23 protein-coding genes are annotated in these 21,516 nt (G+C 54.9%); 12 read left to right on the top strand and 11 right to left on the bottom strand.

Features of this window, described 5'->3' with window-relative positions:
* Positions 1-429: 429 nt before the first annotated feature.
* The 5 genes from GYRE_RS09380 to amiA form a co-directional block, all read right to left on the bottom strand.
* Complete coding sequence (locus GYRE_RS09380) at positions 430-948, bottom strand: FidL-like protein (RefSeq protein WP_038254858.1); 519 nt, start codon at positions 946-948, stop codon at positions 430-432.
* A complete protein-coding gene (locus GYRE_RS09375) occupies positions 945-1,742 on the bottom strand; it encodes a winged helix-turn-helix domain-containing protein (protein WP_006821080.1) in 798 nt (265 codons plus the stop codon). The genes GYRE_RS09380 and GYRE_RS09375 overlap by 4 nt, the downstream gene beginning before the upstream one ends.
* A 33-nt stretch (positions 1,743-1,775) precedes the next feature.
* Positions 1,776-2,354: a TetR/AcrR family transcriptional regulator gene (locus GYRE_RS09370; RefSeq protein ID WP_006821079.1), complete on the bottom strand. Its 579-nt coding sequence runs from the start codon at positions 2,352-2,354 to the stop codon at positions 1,776-1,778.
* A gap of 99 nt (positions 2,355-2,453) precedes the next feature.
* Positions 2,454-3,353 carry an oxygen-dependent coproporphyrinogen oxidase gene (gene hemF / locus GYRE_RS09365; RefSeq protein ID WP_038254855.1) on the bottom strand — a complete coding sequence of 300 codons (900 nt, stop codon included), beginning with the start codon at positions 3,351-3,353 and terminating at the stop codon, positions 2,454-2,456.
* On the bottom strand, positions 3,350-4,225 hold the full coding sequence (gene amiA / locus GYRE_RS09360; protein WP_006821077.1) for an N-acetylmuramoyl-L-alanine amidase AmiA: 876 nt from the start codon (positions 4,223-4,225) through the stop codon (positions 3,350-3,352). The genes hemF and amiA overlap by 4 nt, the downstream gene beginning before the upstream one ends.
* A 212-nt stretch (positions 4,226-4,437) precedes the next feature.
* On the opposite strand from amiA, the gene GYRE_RS09355 reads away from it, so the two are divergent.
* The 4 genes from GYRE_RS09355 (at position 4,438) to GYRE_RS09340 (ending at position 6,916) form a co-directional block, all read left to right on the top strand.
* Entirely contained in the window at positions 4,438-4,863 is a 426-nt protein-coding gene (locus tag GYRE_RS09355; RefSeq protein ID WP_038254853.1) for a GNAT family acetyltransferase, read from the top strand.
* Positions 4,850-5,302, top strand: coding sequence for a DUF2919 domain-containing protein (locus GYRE_RS09350; RefSeq protein WP_006821074.1), 453 nt, complete (start codon positions 4,850-4,852; stop codon positions 5,300-5,302). Before GYRE_RS09355 ends, GYRE_RS09350 begins: the two co-directional genes overlap by 14 nt.
* Positions 5,303-5,351: 49 nt before the next feature.
* Entirely contained in the window at positions 5,352-5,924 is a 573-nt protein-coding gene (locus GYRE_RS09345; RefSeq protein ID WP_038254851.1) for an RpoE-regulated lipoprotein, read from the top strand.
* 92 nt (positions 5,925-6,016) lie between these two features.
* Positions 6,017-6,916: a Dyp-type peroxidase gene (locus tag GYRE_RS09340; RefSeq protein ID WP_006821072.1), complete on the top strand. Its 900-nt coding sequence runs from the start codon at positions 6,017-6,019 to the stop codon at positions 6,914-6,916.
* 48 nt (positions 6,917-6,964) lie between these two features.
* Here GYRE_RS09340 and nudI read toward each other — a convergent pair whose 3' ends face one another.
* Positions 6,965-7,390: a nucleoside triphosphatase NudI gene (gene nudI, locus GYRE_RS09335; protein WP_038254849.1), complete on the bottom strand. Its 426-nt coding sequence runs from the start codon at positions 7,388-7,390 to the stop codon at positions 6,965-6,967.
* 189 nt (positions 7,391-7,579) lie between these two features.
* On the opposite strand from nudI, the gene GYRE_RS09330 reads away from it, so the two are divergent.
* The 6 genes from GYRE_RS09330 (at position 7,580) to pdxK (ending at position 13,217) form a co-directional block, all read left to right on the top strand.
* Positions 7,580-8,599, top strand: coding sequence for a sulfate ABC transporter substrate-binding protein (locus tag GYRE_RS09330; RefSeq protein WP_006821066.1), 1,020 nt, complete (start codon positions 7,580-7,582; stop codon positions 8,597-8,599).
* The gene (gene cysT, locus GYRE_RS09325; protein WP_006821065.1) at positions 8,599-9,432 is read left to right on the top strand and encodes a sulfate/thiosulfate ABC transporter permease CysT; all 834 of its coding nucleotides are present in this window, start codon (positions 8,599-8,601) and stop codon (positions 9,430-9,432) included. Before GYRE_RS09330 ends, cysT begins: the two co-directional genes overlap by 1 nt.
* A complete protein-coding gene (gene cysW, locus GYRE_RS09320) occupies positions 9,432-10,307 on the top strand; it encodes a sulfate/thiosulfate ABC transporter permease CysW (RefSeq protein WP_006821064.1) in 876 nt (291 codons plus the stop codon). The genes cysT and cysW overlap by 1 nt, the downstream gene beginning before the upstream one ends.
* Entirely contained in the window at positions 10,297-11,391 is a 1,095-nt protein-coding gene (cysA, locus tag GYRE_RS09315; protein WP_038254846.1) for a sulfate/thiosulfate ABC transporter ATP-binding protein CysA, read from the top strand. Before cysW ends, cysA begins: the two co-directional genes overlap by 11 nt.
* 69 nt (positions 11,392-11,460) lie before the next feature.
* A complete protein-coding gene (cysM, locus tag GYRE_RS09310; protein WP_038254844.1) occupies positions 11,461-12,372 on the top strand; it encodes a cysteine synthase CysM in 912 nt (303 codons plus the stop codon).
* A 5-nt stretch (positions 12,373-12,377) separates the two neighbouring features.
* Positions 12,378-13,217: a pyridoxine/pyridoxal/pyridoxamine kinase gene (pdxK, locus tag GYRE_RS09305; RefSeq protein WP_038254841.1), complete on the top strand. Its 840-nt coding sequence runs from the start codon at positions 12,378-12,380 to the stop codon at positions 13,215-13,217.
* A 53-nt stretch (positions 13,218-13,270) separates the two neighbouring features.
* On the opposite strand, the gene crr is transcribed toward pdxK, so the two are convergent.
* The 5 genes from crr to cysZ all read right to left on the bottom strand — a co-directional run bounded on the left by crr (position 13,271) and on the right by cysZ (position 18,190).
* A complete protein-coding gene (gene crr, locus GYRE_RS09300) occupies positions 13,271-13,780 on the bottom strand; it encodes a PTS glucose transporter subunit IIA (RefSeq protein WP_006821060.1) in 510 nt (169 codons plus the stop codon).
* Positions 13,781-13,821: 41 nt separating this feature from the next.
* Positions 13,822-15,549: a phosphoenolpyruvate-protein phosphotransferase PtsI gene (ptsI, locus tag GYRE_RS09295; RefSeq protein ID WP_006821059.1), complete on the bottom strand. Its 1,728-nt coding sequence runs from the start codon at positions 15,547-15,549 to the stop codon at positions 13,822-13,824.
* Positions 15,550-15,657: 108 nt separating this feature from the next.
* Positions 15,658-15,915, bottom strand: a complete 258-nt coding sequence (gene ptsH, locus GYRE_RS09290) for a phosphocarrier protein Hpr (RefSeq protein ID WP_000487600.1) — start codon at positions 15,913-15,915, stop codon at positions 15,658-15,660.
* A gap of 377 nt (positions 15,916-16,292) precedes the next feature.
* On the bottom strand, positions 16,293-17,264 hold the full coding sequence (cysK, locus tag GYRE_RS09285) for a cysteine synthase A (RefSeq protein ID WP_038254832.1): 972 nt from the start codon (positions 17,262-17,264) through the stop codon (positions 16,293-16,295).
* Positions 17,265-17,428: 164 nt separating this feature from the next.
* Entirely contained in the window at positions 17,429-18,190 is a 762-nt protein-coding gene (gene cysZ / locus GYRE_RS09280; RefSeq protein ID WP_038254830.1) for a sulfate transporter CysZ, read from the bottom strand.
* Positions 18,191-18,420: 230 nt separating this feature from the next.
* Between cysZ and zipA the strand changes: the two genes are divergently transcribed.
* Both zipA and ligA read left to right on the top strand, forming a co-directional pair.
* The gene (gene zipA, locus GYRE_RS09275; RefSeq protein WP_006821054.1) at positions 18,421-19,428 is read left to right on the top strand and encodes a cell division protein ZipA; all 1,008 of its coding nucleotides are present in this window, start codon (positions 18,421-18,423) and stop codon (positions 19,426-19,428) included.
* 71 nt (positions 19,429-19,499) lie between these two features.
* Entirely contained in the window at positions 19,500-21,515 is a 2,016-nt protein-coding gene (ligA, locus tag GYRE_RS09270; RefSeq protein ID WP_038254828.1) for an NAD-dependent DNA ligase LigA, read from the top strand.
* Position 21,516: the final 1 nt, after the last annotated feature.

Raw genomic sequence — 21,516 nt, 5'->3', positions numbered from 1 at the left:
CAATCAGACCTAATGCATCACCCATTGTGCTTTCTCCATAAAAGGGTCCTGGGAATGTGAAAACCGTCTGCGCGTCGGCCTGGCCGGGCGGCATCGGTGTTCACGGCCACTATAGGTCTTTCAAACTGAAATGAAATTTAAATCCAGTCAGTGAATGTTCTTGGTTTTTTATTCTGATATTTAGGCTTTTTTAGCCCTGTCTTTATGTGTATGTGCTGTTTGGTGGCAGTGTTTTTGACGGCCAATAAGGTGGTGAAAAAGGGGGCTGGAGGCGGGTTTAACTTTGTTAGCGGATTGCTAACAGGATGGAAGCGCAAGGTAGTTAAGCCACATGATAAGTGTGGTTTATGGCAAGATTCTGGCGGCGTAAAGGGCGAGGAAATGCAAAGCTAAATAAGGTGAAAAAGATGAAAATGGCGAACTGTGAAGTCAGTCAAACTTGCTGCCGGACTTCAGGGTGCAGATGAACAGTGGGGAGTTGATAGAACTGAGTAAGAGCGCTTTATCATTGAGCCGCTGGGCGTTCAGAAAGAGTCCGTCGTGGCTGTCAGACATCTCGCGCATGAAGTAATCGAAGATGACATCCGGCGACTGATCGATAGACGAGGCGCTGGACTCCCACTTGCTGATGCGATACTGGCGTTCAGTGGGCGAGATGCGTTTGCTGGTGTAGTTGAACTTGACGTAACGCTGGAGGTACAGCCATCCGGCGTCGGAATCGGTGTAGCCTTCCACCACGATTGATCCTTTGCCACCGGCGGCAAAGTTGAAGTGAATATTGCCGTTGACGTTCTCTTTCTCCATATTTTCAAAGCGCATGATGCCTTTCGTTGAACAGGCCATGATGCCGGGGGTCTCCCCGGGAATGAGCTGCCATCCGCAGTATCCCACTACGGCAGTAAACAGGGCGGCAGAGAGCAGAAAAGTCGTGCGCGGGGAGAGCGTCATTGCGGTTTCCACGAGTAGTAAAAATAGTTGTCGCAGTAGCTGAAGGCGTTGTCTTCATGAACGGCGCAGTGCGCGAGGAAGACGCGGCCCAGCCCATTAGTTTGCAGCTTATCGCCGTAGAAAAAGACGAAGCGCTCACCAGGCTTACAGTTCAGACTGAGGCGCTGGCGCACGGCATCGAAATTGCTACCGTAGGTGCTGGCGGCCACCGAGCTCAGCATGTCTTCACTGGCCAGTAGTTCGCACTGGCTGTGGGTCATCGGGGTCAGGCTTAGCGGGCGTAAAGGTTTTTTACCCGCGAGGGTGAAACTCAAAAGCAGAGCGGCAATGCCAAGCAGCGCGGCGCTGGCAAGATACCAGCAGCGGCCACGATGCCGCATTGCAGGGCGGGGTGGTGCCGCGGGCTCGATGCGCTCGGTGTCGATATCGGTTTTCGGTGCCTCGCTGGTCCCGGTAAAAGGCTCGTCGAGTGTTTCAATCTGCAGCTGCGGATTAAGCTGCAGGTTGCCACGCGAAATAGTGATGATGATGTTCTCAATGTCATACTGACGGAAGGTCTTGCGCAGCATGCTGAGATACTGGTTGAGATTGGCGTTGGAGGAGGTTAGCCCGTTATCGTCCCAGACTTTTTTCAGCACCTCTTCGCGGCTAACGACATCATGATGCTGCAGAAAAAACTGCAGCAGCGCGTTGGCCGTGACCGAGAGTTGGGTTTCCGCTTCGTGCCCGCCGGGCAGGCTTAGCGAACCATTGCTGGCATCGTAAATCAGGCTGGCATTGATGATGTAACGCATCGGTGGTTCCCCGGTCTTGCGCCGGACGTGAATTTACGCCGGTAGTGTCATTTTGCTCAGACTGCTGACCAGCGACCGCCGATGTTCGGCATCCATTGTCCGTCCTTCCGTTAGCTCTGATAACCAGATACCGTCTGCGGCGTAACGCACCAGCGTCCCCGTCGGGCCATTATCCAGTTCATCCCCCTGCGCCAGATGTTCCAGCATCCAGTCGCGCCAGCATTTTCGCAGCACCGGCTCATCCGGCATGGCGAGTGACAGCACCATCAACTGACGGCTCTCATGGGTATCCGTCAGGTCAGACAGATAGTTCAGGTAGGCACGGGTGAAACGTCCGTAGGCGACCCGATCGTTTTGCATCAATCCTGAAATCGCCTCTTCCATAATGGCCAGCAGGCGCGCAAACAGGGCAAAGATCAGCGCCTGCTTGTTGGGGAAATGATGCAGCAACCCTCCTTTACTGACACCGGCCTCCCGCGCGACCGCATTAAGCGAGAGGGCGGCAATGCCATCGCGACCGGCAATCATGGCCGCAGATTCAAGTAACTGTGCCTGAAGGCGTGCAGGATCTTTTTTTCGATGAAGGGTTTCTGTACTCATGCGGCGAATCATACCGACCAGACGGTATGATTCATTTTGATCGCGATCAACGGGGGAGGGCTGGTTTCGGGGATTGTCGTAAGACTGTGTCTTGATTCACATTATGGTGAATCAAACCCACTCTTTTATCTGGATAAATTCGCTCAGGGCAGCCTCCGGACTGTTCACTTCCGGTTGCCAGTTGTACTCCCAGCGCACCAGCGGCGGCATCGACATCAGAATCGACTCGGTGCGTCCGCCGGTTTGCAGGCCGAACAACGTGCCGCGATCCCAGACCAGGTTGAACTCAACGTAACGACCCCGGCGATAGAGCTGGAAGTCGCGTTCACGCTCGCCCCATGGCGTTGCCTGACGGCGCTCGACAATGGGCAGATAAGCGTCGCTGAAGCCTTCACCCACCGCCTGCATAAAGGCGAAGCACTGGTCGAAATCGGGAGTGTTGAGATCGTCAAAGAACAGCCCACCAATGCCGCGCTGCTCGTCGCGATGTTTGATATAGAAGTAGTCGTCACACCATTTTTTATAGCGCGGGTAAACCGCTTCACCAAACGGCAGACACAGATCGCGGGCGACCGTATGCCAGTGCACGGCGTCTTCAGCGAAGCCGTAGTACGGCGTCAGGTCGAAGCCGCCGCCGAACCACCATACCGGATCTGCGCCGGGTTTTTCGGCAATAAAGAAGCGGACGTTGGCGTGGCTTGTCGGGACATAGGGGTTGCGCGGATGCACCACCAGCGATACACCCATTGCCTCGAAGCTGCGTCCGGCAAGCTCCGGGCGGTGTGCAGTGGCGGACGCGGGCATCGCGTCGCCATGAACATGGGAGAAATTAACGCCGGCCTGTTCAAAGACGTTACCGTCGCGCAGCACGCGGCTGCGACCACCGCCACCGCCCTCTCGCTGCCACATATCTTCGATAAACGGGCTGCCATCAAGGGTGGAAAGTTGCTGGCAAATACGGTCCTGCAACGACAGTAAAAAGGCTTTCACCTGCCGGACATCTGGTTTCATTTTCTTTTCTTCACGTGCGCTTTCTGGTTATCAAACCAGTGGAAATAGTTGATGACGCCCGTCGCGATTGCATTCGCAATTTTCTGCCGAAACGCCGTGGTGCCCAGCAGCTTCTCTTCATTCGGGTTGGTGATGAACGACGTTTCTACCAGCACCGATGGGATAGACGGTGACTTCAGCACCACAAACGCCGCCTGTTCGGTGTTGCGGCTGTGCAATTTATGCACCGGCTTAATGGTTTTCAGAATATGCGAACCCAGCGTCAGGCTGTTCTTGATGGTATCGGTTTGTACCAAATCAAACAGCACTTGCTGCAACAGGTGATCCTTATCGCGCGCTTTTTTCCCCGCCAGCTCATCGGCGGCGTTTTCACGATCGGAAAGGTACTTCGCCATGGCGCTACTGGCGCCACGGTTGGAAAGCGCAAACACCGAAGCCCCCGCCGCGCTCGGATTGGTGAAGCCGTCGGCGTGGATCGACATAAACAGATCTGCTCCATGTTTATGGGCAATCTCTACGCGATCGTAAAGCGGAATAAAGGTATCACCGGTGCGGGTCAGACGGGCATCAATGCCGTTGCTGCGCAAGATCGCGCGCACGTTCTGGGCAATCGCCAGCACCACGTGTTTCTCTTTTGAGCCGTTGTGGCCAATCGCGCCGGTATCGATACCGCCGTGGCCCGGATCCAGCATCACAATGCGTTTGGCTCCGGGTTTTTTCGCGGCAGGTTTGCTGTGACCATTGCTGGTTTTAAGCGTCTCTTCTTTTGCGGCGATGGCTTTGGACATCCCTGATAACGTCAGAGCGGCAAGTCCTGCTTTCAGCACCTGGCGGCGTGAAGCGAGTGTTTTTAAAGGTTTAAAAGTGCTCATGCGGCCTGAGTTGTATAAGTCTGGTTCCAGATGTTATAGCGTATCGTGTTTGCCTTGACGACTCTTCTCAATGAGAATTGTTTTACTTTTCATTTCAATACATGACAAACAGCCTATTATGCCATTTTTTTCGTCATGAATCGCTGGATGTTGGATAATTGGGCTGTTCACGCCATAATCACTGTTTTCAGGCCAGAAAAATGGGGAATACCATGGAGATACGCGTTTTCCGCCAGCAAGACTTCGAAGAGGTTATCACCTTGTGGGAGCGTTGCGACCTGTTGCGCCCATGGAACGATCCGGAAATGGACATTGAGCGCAAAGTGAATCATGACGTCAGCCTGTTTCTGGTAGCCGAAGTCAACGGTGAGGTGGTGGGCACGATTATGGGAGGCTATGACGGCCACCGGGGATCGGCGTACTATCTTGGCGTTCACCCGGAGTACCGTGGACGCGGTATCGCCAATGCGCTGCTGAATCGACTTGAGAAAAAGCTCATTGCGCGCGGCTGCCCGAAAATTCAGATCATGGTTCGTGATGATAACGATGTGGTTATTGGCATGTATGAACGTCTTGGCTATGAACACGGCGACGTGGAGATTCTGGGCAAACGCCTGATAGAAGATGAAGAGTATTGATTTTTTACCCTCGGATTATGATCCGCAGGGACGGCTGCGTCTGCCGCTGCTTTTCTGGTGCATTTTACTGCTTCAGGCACGTACCTGGGTGCTGTTCGTGATGGCCGGTGCCTCGCGCCAGCAGGGCGACACCCTGCTTAACCTGTTCTATCCCGATCACGATAACTTCTGGTTAGGGCTACTACCCGGTGTCCCGGCGGTAGCCGCATTTTTATTGAGCGGCCGTCGCCATCTCTATCCGCGGGTATGGCGCGCCATTCGCTGGCTGCTGATAGCGGCTCAACTGGTACTGCTGCTCTGGCAGCCGCTGCTGTGGTGGCGAGGCGAGGCGGTCTCTGGCATTGGGCTGACGCTTGTGATCCTCGATGGCTTCGCGCTGTGGTGGTTACTTTCCAGTCGTCGTTTACACGCCTGTTTTACCTCCGGCGGCACTTTTTAGGATTTTCGCACTCCAACTGCCGTTGAATAAAAAGAGAAAGGATGAGTCGATGAAATCGTTGCGTTTATTACTTTGCGCGCTTCCCCTGACGTTGACCGGCTGTTCGACGCTGGGCTCGGTGAACTGGTCTGCCGCCTATCCGTGGAACTGGTTTGGTTCTTCTACTGAGGTGACAGAGCAGGGCGTTGGCAAGCTCAGTGGCAGCACGCCGCTGAACGAATCTGCTATCAGTGACGCGCTGAGCGGAGACTACCGCCTGCGTAGCGGGATGAAAGGTGAAAACGGCAATATCGTTCGCTACTTTGAAGCGCTGAAGGGCGACAAGCTGGCGATGGTGATTAACGGTGAGTCCGGAACCGTAAGCCGTATTGATGTGCTGGACCCGAACATTGCCAGCGGTAGCGTAAACGTGGGGGCGCCGTTCAGCAGCATCTATGACAAAGCCTATGGTAACTGTCAGAAAGCCAGTGGCGAAGACAGCCAGAGCGTGGTGTGTAAAGCGAAAAACAGCCAGCACATCAGCTACCTGTTCAGCGGCAACTGGAACGGGCCGGAAGGTCTGATGCCCTCTGACGATACGCTGAAAAACTGGAAGGTCAGCAGGATTATCTGGCAGCGTTAAATTGATCTGAGTGGTCCGCACTTTCTGCAAAAGCGGGTACAATAAGCGCCAACATGCCACGATGACGTGGCATCTTTATTTCAGGAGGAGCGATGTCTCAGGTTCAGAGCGGTATTTTGCCAGAACATTGTCGTGCGGCAGTCTGGATTGAAGCCAATGTCAAAGGGGACGTGAACGCCCTGCGCGAAAGCAGCAAACAGTTCGCCGATAAGCTTGCGACGTTCCAGGCGAAGTTCCCGGACGCGCATCTCGGCGCAGTGGTGGCCTTTGGTCACGATACCTGGCGCCAGCTTAGCGGTGGCGAAGGAGCCGAAGAGCTGAAAGATTTCATCCCTTACGGTAAAGGTCTCGCGCCGGCAACCCAGTACGACGTGCTTATTCATATTCTTTCCCTGCGCCATGACGTTAACTTTTCTGTGGCTCAGGCGGCTATCGCCGCTTTCGGTGATGCTATTGACGTGCAGGAAGAAGTGCACGGTTTCCGTTGGGTTGAAGAGCGCGATCTCAGCGGCTTTGTCGATGGTACGGAAAACCCGGCGGGTGAAGAAACTCGCCGAGAAGTCGCGGTTATTAAAGACGGCATCGATGCGGGCGGCAGCTATGTGTTTGTTCAGCGCTGGGAGCACAACCTCAACCAGCTGAACCGCATGAGTATTCACGACCAGGAGATGATGATCGGTCGTACGAAAGAAGCCAACGAAGAGATCGATGGCGACGACCGCCCGGTGACGTCTCACCTGAGCCGTGTGGATCTGAAAGAAGATGGCAAAGGGCTGAAAATTGTTCGCCAGAGCCTGCCATATGGTACCGCCAGCGGTACACATGGTCTTTACTTCTGCGCCTATTGTGCTCGCCTGCATAACATCGAACAGCAGCTGCTGAGCATGTTCGGCGATACGGACGGCAAACGTGATGCCATGCTGCGTTTCACCAAACCGGTCACCGGTGGCTACTACTTCGCCCCGTCGTTAGACCGTTTGATGGCGCTGTAAGCTGCCAGTATGCCCGGTGCATTGCGCTTGCCGGGCATACAACACAACCTAGAGTAATCCTTTGTCTTTAAAGGTCTGCCGGGTTGCGACGTTGAGATCGTATTTCCCCAAATCCTCCGGTTTTACCCACGCAATAGCCTGAAACTCTTCGTTGAAGGTCACCTCGCGGTTGCGGCTTTCGCAGTCAAACATCAGATACACCATGTAGATTTCTTCCTGGCTGCCGTCGGCATAGGTTTTTACCCGGGTATCGTCGCGAAAGGTCCACGGCTTAACGCTGGTGATTTCCAGCGCTTCGCCGAGCTCTTCGCGGATTTCGCGCAGTAACGCTGCTTCAATCGTTTCTCCAGGCTCAGTACCGCCGCCGGACAGCGCCCACTGGCCGGGAAATACACCGCGATCTGCCGCCATCTGGCACAGCAGATATTCGCCGTTGTTCTGAATAATGGGGCAGACAATCGTCCGTTGACGCATGTAGGGTTCCTTATGAGCTGCGGATTAAGTGATACAAGGATACTAAAATACCGCGTATCAGAAATTGCGCTCCCCCTTATTCTCTTTTCAACTTCCAAATCACCAAACGGTATATAAAACCGTTACAGCTTTAACCCTGGTTATAAATATGATGAACATCGAATCATCATATTGATATAAGGGTGCGCAATGGCCGGGGTAAAAACACTGAAAAAAGGATATCTGGCGCTGGGTGCGCTGGTGCTGCTGACAGCCCAGGCGCAGGCGACGGAGTTACTCAATAGCTCTTACGACGTGTCCCGTGAGCTGTTTGCCGCCCTGAATCCGCCGTTTGAGCAGCAGTGGGCGCAGGAAAACGGCGGTGACAAGCTTGCTATCAAACAGTCTCATGCGGGCTCCTCGAAGCAGGCGCTGGCGATTCTGCAGGGCCTGAAAGCTGATGTGGTGACCTATAACCAGGTGACCGACGTACAAATTCTGCACGATAAAGGTAAGCTCATTCCGGCCGACTGGCAGAGCCGTCTGCCGAACAACAGCTCGCCGTTCTATTCGACCATGGCGTTCCTGGTGCGTAAGGGCAACCCGAAGAATATCCACGACTGGAATGACCTGGTACGTCCGGACGTGAAGCTGATTTTCCCGAATCCGAAAACCTCCGGTAACGCACGCTATACCTATCTGGCGGCATGGGGCGCCGCAGATAAAGCCGACGGCGGCGACAAAGCCAAAACCGAACAGTTCATGACCCAGTTCCTGAAAAACGTCGAAGTGTTTGATACCGGCGGACGCGGGGCGACGACGACCTTCGTTGAACGCGGGCTGGGCGATGTGCTCATCACCTTCGAATCGGAAGTGAACAACATTCGTAAGCAGTATGAAGACCAGGGCTTTGAAGTGGTGGTACCGAAGGTGAACATTCTCGCCGAGTTCCCGGTGGCGTGGGTGGATAAAAACGTGAAGGCCAACGGCACGGAAAAAGCGGCGAAGGCATACCTGAACTATCTCTACAGTCCGCAGGCGCAGACCATCATCACCGATTACTACTATCGCGTGAATAACCCGCAGGTGATGGACAAGCTGAAAGACAAGTTCCCACAGACCGAACTGTTCCGCGTGGAAGATAAATTCGGCGCATGGCCGGAAGTGATGAAAACTCACTTTGTCAGCGGCGGCGAGCTGGACAAACTGTTGGCGGCGGGGCGTAAGTAATGTTTGCTGTCTCATCCCGGCGCGTACTGCCGGGCTTCACCCTGAGCCTCGGCACCAGCCTGCTGTTTGTCTGTCTGATCCTGCTGCTGCCGCTCAGCGCACTGGTTATGCAGCTCTCTCAGATGACCTGGGCGCAGTACTGGGACGTAATTGCCAACCCGCAGGTGGTGGCGGCTTATAAGGTGACGTTGCTCTCGGCGTTTGTGGCATCCATTTTCAACGGTGTGTTTGGCCTGCTGATGGCGTGGATCTTAACCCGCTATCGTTTTCCGGGGCGTACCCTGCTGGATGCACTGATGGATCTGCCGTTCGCCCTGCCAACGGCGGTGGCGGGCCTGACGCTGGCGTCGCTGTTCTCAGTGAACGGTTTTTACGGCGAGTGGCTGGCGAAGTTTGATATCAAAGTCACCTACACCTGGCTTGGGATCGCGGTGGCGATGGCCTTTACCAGCATCCCGTTCGTGGTGCGTACCGTGCAGCCGGTGCTGGAAGAGTTAGGCCCGGAATATGAAGAAGCGGCGGAAACCCTTGGGGCGACCCGTCTGCAAAGTTTCCGCAAGGTGGTGCTGCCGGAGCTCTCTCCGGCGCTGCTGGCGGGCATTGCGCTGTCGTTCACCCGCAGCCTTGGGGAGTTTGGCGCGGTGATTTTCATCGCCGGCAACATCGCCTGGAAAACGGAAGTGACCTCGCTGATGATTTTTGTACGTCTGCAGGAGTTTGATTATCCGGCGGCGAGCGCGATTGCGTCGGTTATTCTCGGTGCGTCGTTGCTGCTGTTGTTCTCGATTAACACCCTGCAAAGTCGCTTTGGTCGACGCGTGGTAGGTCACTGATGGCAGAAGTTACGCAATTGAAGCGCTATGACGCCCCCCGCATCAACTGGGGAAAATGGTTTCTGATAGGCACCGGGATGCTGGTTTCCGCGTTTATCCTGCTGGTGCCGATGATCTACATCTTCGTCCAGGCATTCAGCAAAGGGCTGATGCCGGTGCTGCACAATCTGGCGGATTCGGACATGCTCCACGCTATCTGGCTGACGCTGATGATTGCGCTGATTACGGTGCCGGTTAACCTGGTGTTCGGCACGCTGCTGGCGTGGCTGGTGACCCGCTTCAACTTCCCCGGGCGCCAGCTGCTGCTGACCCTGCTCGATATTCCGTTTGCGGTTTCGCCGGTGGTGGCGGGGCTGGTATATCTGCTGTTTTATGGCTCTAACGGTCCGCTCGGCGGCTGGCTGGATGAGCACAACCTGCAGATTATGTTTGCCTGGCCGGGCATGGTGCTGGCGACTATCTTCGTCACCTGTCCGTTTGTGGTGCGCGAGCTGGTGCCGGTGATGCTGAGCCAGGGTAGCAACGAAGACGAAGCCGCGGTGCTGCTCGGTGCCTCCGGCTGGCAGATGTTCCGCCGGGTGACGCTGCCGAACATTCGCTGGGCGCTGCTGTACGGTGTCGTGCTGACCAACGCCCGCGCAATTGGCGAGTTTGGTGCCGTCTCGGTGGTATCCGGTTCGATTCGCGGTGAAACGCTGTCGCTGCCGCTGCAGATTGAGCTGCTGGAGCAGGACTACAACACCGTTGGCGCTTTCACCGCCGCGGCCCTGCTGACGTTAATGGCTATAGTGACCCTGTTTTTAAAGAGTATGTTGCAGTGGCGCCTGGAGAATCAGGAAAAGCGCGCGCAACAGGAGAAACATCATGAGCATTGAGATTGCCAGTATTAAAAAATCTTTTGGTCGCACCCAGGTGCTGAATGATATCTCCCTCGATATTCCATCGGGTCAGATGGTGGCGCTGCTGGGGCCGTCAGGTTCCGGTAAAACCACGCTGCTGCGTATTATCGCCGGGCTGGAACATCAGACCAGCGGGCAAATTCGTTTTCACAGCACCGACGTCAGCCGTCTGCACGCGCGCGACCGCAAAGTCGGCTTCGTGTTCCAGCATTATGCGCTGTTCCGCCATATGACGGTCTTCGACAACATCGCCTTTGGCCTGACCGTGCTCCCACGTCGTGAACGTCCGTCGAGCGCTGAAATCAAAGTGAAGGTGACAAAGCTGCTGGAGATGGTGCAATTAGCGCATCTTGCCGATCGTTTTCCGGCACAGCTCTCCGGGGGGCAGAAGCAGCGCGTGGCACTGGCTCGTGCGCTGGCGGTAGAGCCGCAAATTTTACTGCTGGATGAGCCTTTCGGCGCGCTTGATGCTCAGGTGCGTAAAGAGCTGCGCCGCTGGCTGCGTCAGCTGCATGAAGAGCTGAAATTCACCAGCGTGTTTGTGACCCACGACCAGGAAGAAGCGCTGGAGGTGGCCAACCGCGTGGTGGTGATGAGCCAGGGGAGTATTGAGCAGGCCGATGAGCCTGAGCAGGTCTGGCGCGAACCGGCCACCCGCTTCGTGCTGGAGTTCATGGGCGAGGTCAACCGCCTGAAGGGCGTGGTTCGCGGTGGTCAATTCCACGTAGGCGCGCACCGTTGGCCGCTTGGCTATACCCCGGTACATCAGGGGCCGGTCGATCTGTTCCTGCGCCCGTGGGAGGTCGACGTCAGCCGTCGCACCAGCCTGGATTCACCGCTGCCGGTACAGGTTATTGAAGCCAGTCCGAAAGGGCACTATACCCAGCTGGTGGTGCAGCCGCTGGGCTGGTATGACGATCCGCTGACCGTGGTGATGCGCGGTGATGATGCACCTAAGCGTGGCGAGCGTCTGTTCGTCGGCTTACAAAACGCGCGTCTTTATGATGGCAAGGATCGGATCGAAACGCAGGTGAATCTTGCTCTGGCGGAATCTGCCTGATAGGTTATTAAGTATGTTTATTGGCCGGGATCGCTGCGCGCTACCCGGCTTTTTTATTGAGTAAAAATCGTGAACACATTAGAACAAACCATCGGTAATACTCCTCTGGTCAGGCTCCAGCGCATGGGGCCCGATAACGGCAGCGAAATTTGGCTCAAACTGGAAGGCAATAATCCGGCAGGATCGGTAAAAGACAGGGCGGCGCTCTCTATGATCGTTGAAGCCGAGAAGCGCGGCGAGATAACCCCCGGCGATGTATTAATTGAAGCGACCAGCGGCAACACCGGGATCGCGCTCGCCATGATTGCTGCCCTCAAGGGTTATCGTATGACGCTCCTGATGCCGGACAACATGAGTCAGGAGCGCCGGGCTGCGATGCGTGCCTATGGTGCCGAGTTGATTCTGGTGACCAAAGAACAGGGGATGGAAGGAGCGCGTGACCTCGCGCTGGCGATGGCACAGCGCGGTGAAGGCAAACTGCTCGATCAGTTTAATAATTCAGACAACCCTTATGCCCATTACACCACCACTGGCCCGGAAATCTGGCGCCAGACCGAAGGGCGTATCAGCCATTTTGTCTCCAGCATGGGGACTACCGGCACGATTACCGGCGTGGCGCGCTTTATGCGTGAGCAGGTAAAGCCAGTGACCATTGTGGGTCTGCAGCCGGAAGAGGGGAGCAGTATTCCGGGCATTCGCCGCTGGCCGCAGGCCTATATGCCTGGCATCTTCAATGCCGCACTTGTGGACCAGGTACTGGATATTCATCAGCGAGAAGCGGAAAATACCATGCGTGAGCTGGCGGTACGCGAAGGGATCTTCTGCGGCGTGAGTTCAGGCGGCGCAGTCGCCGGAGCGCTGAGAGTAGCCGCAGCGCACCCCGGCGCGGTTGTGGTAGCGATTATCTGTGACAGGGGCGATCGTTATCTGTCGACCGGCGTGTTTGGTGAAGAGAGTTACAGCCAGGGGGCAGGTATTTAACTATCATGGAAATGATCTTATTTCGCGACAAAACTCGCGCGCAGCAGGCGGACATCGTCGCCGTGCAGTCGCAGGTTGTATATGGCAGCGTAGGGAATAGCGTGGCGGTGCCGAACATCCGTCAGCATCATCTCAACGTGCTGGCGGTACCCACGGTGCTGTTCAGCAATACACCGCATTACGACACCTTCTACGGTGGGGTTATCCCGGACGAGTGGTTTAGCGGCTATCTGAAGGCGCTGGACGATCGTGACGCACTGCGTGAGCTGAAGGCCGTCACTACCGGTTATATGGGCACGGCGAGCCAGATTAAGATCCTGGCGCAGTGGCTGACAGAGCAGCGCGAGAAGCACCCGCAGCTGTGGATTATGGTTGACCCGGTGATTGGCGACACCGACAGCGGCATCTATGTAAAACCAGAATTACCTGATGCTTACCGCGAGCTGCTGTTGCCGCAGGCGCAGGGGATCACTCCAAACGTATTCGAGCTTGAAGTCCTGAGCGGTAAATCCTGTCGTGATGTGGATTCTGCCGTTGCGGCAGCGAAGAGCCTGCTTTCTGACACCCTGAAGTGGGTCGCTATCACCAGCGCGCCGGTTGATGATGGCACCCGCGATATTCACGTTGTGCTGGTGACTGCAGAAAGCGTTGATGTCAGCAGCTATCCGCGCGTTGAGGCTGAGCTTAAGGGGACGGGCGATCTGTTCTGCTCTGAGCTGGTGAGCGGCATTGTGCAGGGGAAAACGCTGCCGGAGGCCGTGCAGGCGGCGGGTGACCGCGTCGTTACGGTGATGCGCTATACCCTTGAAAAAGGCTACGACGAGCTGATATTGCCGGCTCTGTGAAACGAAAATGGCGCCCGCAGGCGCCATTTTTATTGCTGTGAAGCAAAAAGAATTTACTTCTTAATACGGATAACCGGGGTTTCACCCACGGTAACGCTGCCGGACAGTTTGATGAGCTCTTTGATCTCATCCATGTTGGAGATAACCACCGGAGTCAGGGTAGACTTGGCTTTCTCTTCCAGCAGTGGCAGGTCGAATTCGATAACCGTGTCACCGACTTTCACACGCTGACCTTCTTCAGCGATACGCTTGAAGCCTTCGCCTTTCAGTTCAACGGTATCAATACCGAAGTGGACAAACAGCTCAATGCCGCTGTCAGACTCGATAGAGAACGCATGGTTGGTTTCAAAAATTTTGCCGATGGTGCCTTCAACCGGAGCAACCATTTTGTTGCCGGTTGGTTTGATAGCAATACCGTCACCAACGATTTTTTCAGCAAACACAACATCCGGCACGTCTTCGATATTGACGATTTCACCAGAAAGCGGTGCAACAATCTCAATGGTTCCTGTGTCTTTCTTGTCATCAGAAACCAGAGATTTCAGTTTATCGAACAAACCCATGATCTTCTCCTAAGCAGTAAAATTGGGTCACATCTCGTGGATTAGCAGATTGTTTTTTCTTCAATGAACTTGTTAACCAGCGTCATTAACTCGTCCGTTGTCGGTTGAGCAAGAGCCTGCTCTGCTAACACCTTCGCATCTTCGAAGTTCGTGTTACGGATAATCTTCTTAATGCGTGGAATGGAAATGGCGCTCATAGAGAATTCGTCCAGACCCATACCCAGCAACAGAAGTGTAGCACGTTCGTCACCTGCAAGCTCACCACACATACCGGTCCACTTGCCTTCAGCGTGAGAAGCATCAATAACTTGCTTAATCAGCGTGAGGACAGAAGGTGACATCGGCTGGTAGAGATGTGAGATCATATCATTACCACGGTCAACTGCCAGAGTGTACTGCGTTAAATCATTGGTTCCGATACTAAAGAAGTCAACTTCTTTGGCTAAATGACGAGCGATGGTTGCCGCAGCCGGTGTTTCCACCATCACGCCAATCTCGATAGTCTCGTCAAAAGCTTTACCTTCGTCGCGCAGTTCTTGCTTGTAACCTTCGATCTCTTTACGCAGTGCGCGTACTTCTTCAACAGAGATGATCATCGGGAACATGATGCGCAGTTTACCGAAAGCAGAGGCACGCAGGATAGCGCGAACCTGATCGCGGAGGATCTCTTTACGATCCATGGCGATACGAATCGCACGCCAGCCGAGGAACGGGTTCTCTTCTTTCGGGAAGTTCATGTACGGCAGCTCTTTGTCGCCGCCGATGTCCATGGTACGGACAATGACCGCCTGAGAGCCGCAGGCTTCAGCAACGGCTTTGTACGCAGCAAACTGCTCTTCTTCAGTTGGCAGCGCGTCACGGTCCATGAACAGGAATTCGGTACGGTACAGGCCGACACCTTCGGCGCCATTGCGCTCTGCACCTTCAACATCGCGAACGGTACCGATGTTGGCGCAGACTTCAACCTGATGACCATCGAGAGTGATAGCCGGCAGATCTTTCAGCTTCGCCAGTTCGGCTTTCTCGGTCGCAACCTGCTCCTGAACGGCACGCAGTTTGTCGATTTCTTCGTTAGTTGGGTTGACGTAAACCACGTTGTTTACGGCATCCAGAATCAGATAGTCGTCGTTTTTCACCTGAGAGGTGACGCTACCGGTACCCACAATCGCTGGCAGCTCAAGGGAGCGCGCCATGATGGAGGTGTGGGAAGTACGGCCACCCGCGTCGGTGATGAAACCCAGCACCTTTTTCAGGTTCAGCTGTGCGGTTTCAGACGGGGTCAGATCGGCGGCAACCAGGATAACTTCGCTCTGAATTGCGCTCAGATCGATGATAGCCAGACCGAGGATGTTACGCAGCAGACGTTTACCGATGTCACGTACGTCAGCCGCACGCTCTTTCAGGTATTCATCGTCCAGCTCTTCCAGGGCTGTGGCCTGACCTTCGATAATCTCATGCGCTGCTGCATCAGCAGTCATGTTCTTATCTTTAATCAGGGCTATGATTTCCTGCTCCAGCTCCTCATCTTCCAGCAGCATGATATGCCCTTCGAAGATGGCTTCTTTTTCTTCGCCGAAAGTTTCACCAGCTTTAGTTTTGATCGCTTCCAGTTGCGCAGATGCCTTAGCACGGCCACTCAGAAAACGTTCAACTTCCTGATCAACCTTGTCGGCAGAAATTTTTTTCCGGTCAATGACGATTTCGTCTTCTTTCAGCAGCAGTGCCTTGCCGAAAGCGATACCCGGGGATGCTAAAATGCCTGAAATCATAACCCTACCTTACTTGTGACTGATATTGAAAATACCCGTCATACTTCAAGCTGCATGCGCTTTGGCCTTCCTGCAGCTTGAATTACTTAGGGTAAAGAACTCTTGAGCTTACTCGAGTTCAGCCATCAGTTTGACCAGATGCTCAACTGCTTTCTGCTCGTCTTCGCCTTCAGCAGAAATGGTAACCACGGTGCCCTGAGTCAGACCCAGAGTCTGCAGTTTGAACAGGCTTTTAGCGCTGGCGCTTTTACCGTTGGAGGTGACAGTGATCTCAGAAGTGAAGCCTTTCGCTTCTTTAACAAACTGAGCAGCAGGGCGGGTGTGCAGACCGTTCGGTGCAGTAATGGTAACTTCTTGCTGGAACATTATATTTCCCCAACTTATAGGTTTAGTGTTGTGGAACTAAAGTCTAGCCTGGCGGTTTGACTTTAGCCTGTATAGTTAGCGCCGGCGTTTACGATCGCGACAAAAACGTCTTATGCAATCCTGGCAGGCACTTCTGGCCAGTGACGTTGCGTTCGTCATTAAACATTATGCCGTGAAAGCAAGACTTGAACCAAATCATAAAATCGATTCAGCTAGCGTAAATCGTGCAATGAATAATTTCGCGCTTCAAAATAAATGTGTTGGTTAAATACCAGACCCACGCAGGGGAAGCAATGGCAGGGGGGGTAAAAGTTTGAAGTGCACCACAAAAAAGCACCCGTTTGGGTGCTTTTTTACGCATTCTTGACACTCTGGCACTACTGTTGCAATTCCTTCTCGGTGAAGAGATCGGTAAACAGTGCAGTGCTCAAATAGCGCTCACCCGAAGACGGTAGGATAACCACAATATTCTTATTGGTAAAGGCCTCATCTTCCTGCAGCTTGAGCGCGGCCGCAACGGCAGCGCCGGAGGAGATCCCCGCCAGAATACCTTCCTCTTCCATCAGGCGACGAGCGGTAGAGATAGCTTCATCGTTGGTGATGGCGACGACTTTGTCGATCAGCTTCAGATCAAGGTTGCCTGGGATAAAGCCCGCGCCAATACCCTGGATTTTATGCGGACCGGGTTTCAGTTCAACACCTGCCAGTGCCTGGGCGATAACCGGAGAATCGGTAGGTTCAACCGCAACGGTAATCAGGTCTTTTTTACCTTTTGTGCCTTTTATATAGCGAGAGACGCCGGTCAGGGTACCGCCGGTGCCGACACCCGAGATAAAGACATCAACCTGGCCGTCGGTATCTTCCCAGATTTCCGGGCCGGTGGTTTTCTCGTGGATCTCAGGGTTCGCCGGGTTGCTGAACTGTTGCAGCAGCAGGTATTTTTCCGGATTGCTGGCGACAATTTCTTCCGCTTTCTGGATGGCACCCTTCATCCCTTTTGCGCCTTCAGTCAGCACCAGGTTCGCACCCAGCGCTTTTAACAGCTTACGGCGCTCGATGCTCATGGTTTCTGGCATGGTCAACGTCAGCTTATAGCCGCGTGCAGCAGCGACGTACGCCAGAGCGATACCGGTGTTACCGCTGGTGGGCTCAACCAGCTCAACGCCCGGTTTCAGCACGCCACGTTTTTCGGCATCCCAAATCATATTGGCACCGATACGGCATTTGACGCTGAAGCTCGGGTTGCGGGATTCCACCTTTGCCAGAATGCGTCCATTACCGATTCGGTTCAGTCGAACCAGCGGCGTATGACCGATTGTTAGCGAGTTGTCTTCATAAATCTTACTCATAGCCCGTCCTTAACTGTATGAAATTTGGGAACCACATCAGCATACCTGCTCAGGGAATATGCGGAAGTAAGGTTTTCGCATATCTATATGCTGTTGTGAAATAATGGTTATCAGTATGGAATAAGGGGAGGCGATAACCACCCCTTATTTACCCACTTTTACGCTTATTTCCACGTCGCGTGTTTATCGCGGTAACAATCTACCCACATGGCGGTTGCGCCACAGACTGACACCGGCAGGATCACCAGATTCACGAAGGGGATCATGGTGATAAGGTTAGTCAGTGCGCCAAACTGCAGGCTGGTGACTTTGCGGGTGCGCAGCGCTTCACGCATGGTTTTGAACGGCACCTTGTGGTTATCAAAAGGTAAATCACAATACTGAATGGTCATCATCCAGGCGCTGAACAGGAACCACACCACCGGAGCGACGGTCTGGCCAATACCAGGGATGAAGTAGAGCAGCAGCAGGACTATCGCTCGCGGCAGATACCACGCCAGTTTCTGGCATTCGCGCAGCATAATGCGCGGCACGTCTTTCATTAATCCAAACACGCCCACATCCGGCGGAGTGGCACCGGTGAGGCGGGCTTCAAGCTGTTCTGCCAGCAGGCCGCTGAACGGGGCCGCAATAATGTTCGCAATGGTGGAAAAGAAATAGCCAAACACCAGCAAAACGGAAATGACGGCAACCGGCCACAGCAGATAGCTGAGCCATTGCAGCCAGTCCGGGACATGCCCCATCATAGCGGGGATCCAGCTACCAAGCTGGCTGAAGAGCCACCAGAAGGCGCCGCCCATCAGCAGAATATTGACCAGCAGTGGCATAACCACATACCGACGAAGACCCGGCAGGCGGATCAGTTTCCAGCCCTGAGAAAAATAATACACACCGCTACGCGGGGCAGTTGTGGAAGTTGAAACCATGGTCGGGTGATGCTCCTTTTAACAAAGCCCGGGGAAATGCTTGTCTATCTTATCCGGTTGTCCGGGAATGACCAGTTCGGAAATGTTCGAAAAAGCAGCAAAAAGCACGATTTAGCTCATCTTTATGCGGTGAAATCCACCCGCGCACTTGCACTTGAGGTAAACGGCAAATACTCTTAGTGAGTAAATGTTTGCCGTGGTGGCAAGGTGTTAGAACAACAGAGAATATAATGATGCAGGATTTGCGTCTGATATTAATCGTAGTTGGCGCGATCGCCATAATCGCACTGTTGGTTCATGGTTTCTGGACCAGCCGTAAAGAACGTTCTTCTATGTTCCGCGATCGCCCGCTAAAACGCATGAAGTCACAGCGTGACGACGATGAGTCTGATGCTGAAGGCTTTGATGACGAAGCTGAAGGCGTAGGTGAAGTTCGCGTTCACCGGGTTAATCACGCCCAGGGATCCGCTCACGGGGAGCATGAAGCCCCTCGCCAGGCTCCTCAACACCAGTATCAGCCACCTTATGAGCGTCAGGTGCAACAGCCTGTGCGTCATGAGGAACCGCCGCGTCAGCCACCTCAGCCGCAGACGCCGCCGGTACGCCAGCAGCCTGTGCAATCACAGCCGCCGGTCCAGCCGCAGCCTGCGGTAGAACCTGCGCCGGTTCATGAGCCTGTTGTGCACCAGCAGCCTCAGCAACCCGCCGCCGCGCAGCCCGTTACTGAGCAGCCGGTCTTCCAGCCAGCAGAGCCTGCCGTGGAGCCTAAGCCGGTGGCAGAAGAGCCGGCTCCGGTTGTCGAAGAGAAAAAAGTGCGCAAAGAGACGGTCATTGTGATGAACGTTGCTGCGCATCAGGGTTCTCAGATCAACGGCGAACTGCTGCTCAATAGTATTCAGCAGGCCGGGTTCAAGTTTGGCGATATGAACATTTTCCATCGTCATCTCAGCCCGGACGGCAGCGGCCCGGCTCTGTTTAGCCTGGCCAACATGGTGAAACCAGGAACGTTTGATCCGGAAAACATGCCGGATATGGCAACGCCTGGCATCACCATCTTTATGCAGGTGCCGTCCTATGGCGACGAGCTGCAAAACTTTAAGCTGATGCTGCAGTCGGCCCAGTATATTGCCGATGAAGTGGGCGGTGTGGTGCTTGACGATCAGCGCCGGATGATGACCCCGCAGAAGCTGCGCGAATATCAGGATCGCATTCGCGAAGTCAAAGACGCCAACGCCTGACAGCAAATGGCTGTTTCTAATTATTCCTGAACCCCCGCCTGTCGGGGGTTTTTTATCATTGATGGTGGGATATGCACTCTATCGAACAACAACTGACTGAACTGCGAACCACGCTTCGCCATCATGAACACCTTTACCACGTGATGGACGCCCCGGAGATCCCGGATGCGGAGTACGATCGTCTGATGCGCGAACTGCGTGAGCTGGAAGCACAGCATCCTGAACTTATCACCCGTGATTCGCCTACCCAACGCGTTGGCGCTGAGCCACTGGCGGCGTTCAGCCAGGTGCGCCACGAAGTGCCGATGCTGTCGCTCGACAACGTGTTTGATGAAGAGAGCTTTCTGGCTTTTAACAAACGCGTTCAGGACCGACTCAAAAACAGTGGCAAGTTGACCTGGTGCTGTGAGCTGAAGCTCGATGGTCTGGCGGTGAGCATTCTTTACGAGAACGGCGAACTGGTACAGGCCGCTACCCGTGGCGACGGCACGACGGGGGAAGACATCACCAGCAACGTGCGGACCATTCGCGCTATCCCGCTGAAGCTGCGCGGAGCTAATATCCCGGCCCGTCTTGAGGTGCGCGGCGAAGTGTTCCTGCCACAGGCCGGTTTCGAAAAAATTAACGACGATGCGCGACGCACCGGTGGCAAGGTCTTTGCTAACCCGCGTAACGCGGCGGCTGGTTCGCTGCGCCAGCTCGACCCGCGCATTACCGCGAAACGTCCGCTGACCTTCTTCTGCTACGGCGTCGGGGTGCTTGAAGGTGGTGAACTGCCGGACACGCATCTTGGCCGCCTGCTGCAGTTTAAAGAGTGGGGGCTGCCGGTCAGCGACCGGGTCACGCTGTGTGAATCACCAGAAGAAGTGCTGGCGTTTTATCACAAGGTTGAAGAGGACCGTCCGCATCTCGGCTTCGACATCGATGGCGTAGTGATTAAAGTCAACTCGCTGGCGCTGCAGGAACAGCTGGGCTTTGTCGCTCGGGCACCGCGTTGGGCGGTGGCGTTTAAGTTCCCGGCGCAGGAGCAAATGACCTTCGTGCGCGACGTCGAGTTCCAGGTCGGTCGTACCGGCGCGATTACCCCGGTGGCCCGTCTTGAGCCGGTTCAGGTGGCGGGTGTACTGGTCAGTAACGCCACGCTGCATAACGCCGATGAGATTGAGCGTCTTGGCCTGCGTATTGGCGATAAGGTGGTGATCCGCCGCGCCGGGGACGTTATCCCGCAGGTGGTCAACGTGGTGCTCTCCGAGCGCCCGGAAGAGACCCAGGAAATCGTGTTTCCCACGCACTGTCCGGTATGTCACTCAGACGTCGAACGCGTAGAAGGCGAGGCGGTAACCCGCTGCACCGGTGGGCTTATCTGCGGTGCACAGCGTAAAGAGGCGCTCAAGCATTTCGTTTCCCGCCGCGCGATGGACGTTGACGGTATGGGTGACAAGATTATCGACCAGCTGGTGGAAAAAGAGTACGTCCATACCCCGGCCGATCTCTTTACCCTGACGGCCGGTAAGCTGACGGGCCTTGATCGGATGGGGCCGAAGTCGGCGCAGAACGTGGTCAATGCGCTGGAAAAAGCCAAACAAACGACGTTTGCCCGTTTCCTCTACGGCCTGGGTATCCGTGAAGTCGGAGAGGCTACCGCCGCCGGCCTGGCGGGTTATTTTGGCTCACTGGAGGCGCTGGAAGCAGCGTCCATTGAAGAATTGCAGAAGGTACCGGACGTCGGCATCGTCGTTGCGACTCACGTTTTTAACTTCTTCGCTGAAGTGAGTAACCGTGAGGTTATCCAGCAACTGCTGAAAGAGGGCGTTAGCTGGCCTGCCCCCGTGGTGGTTAACGCCGAAGAGATAGATAGCCCGTTTGCCGGGAAAACGGTAGTTCTGACCGGCAGCCTGAGCCTGATGTCACGTGACGATGCCAAAGCGCGGTTGGTGGCGCTGGGAGCAAAAGTCGCGGGTAGCGTGTCGAAAAAAACCGACCTGGTGATCGCCGGTGAAGCGGCGGGCTCTAAGCTTGCGAAAGCACAGGAGCTGGGCATTGCGGTGATTGATGAAGCCGAAATGATCCGCCTGCTGGGAGAGTAAT

It is taken from the genome of Yokenella regensburgei ATCC 49455 (genome assembly GCF_000735455.1).
Classification (GTDB): domain Bacteria; phylum Pseudomonadota; class Gammaproteobacteria; order Enterobacterales; family Enterobacteriaceae; genus Yokenella; species Yokenella regensburgei.
Note: the sequence above shows the minus strand (reverse complement) of the source record. Positions and strands in the feature narration are given on the sequence as shown.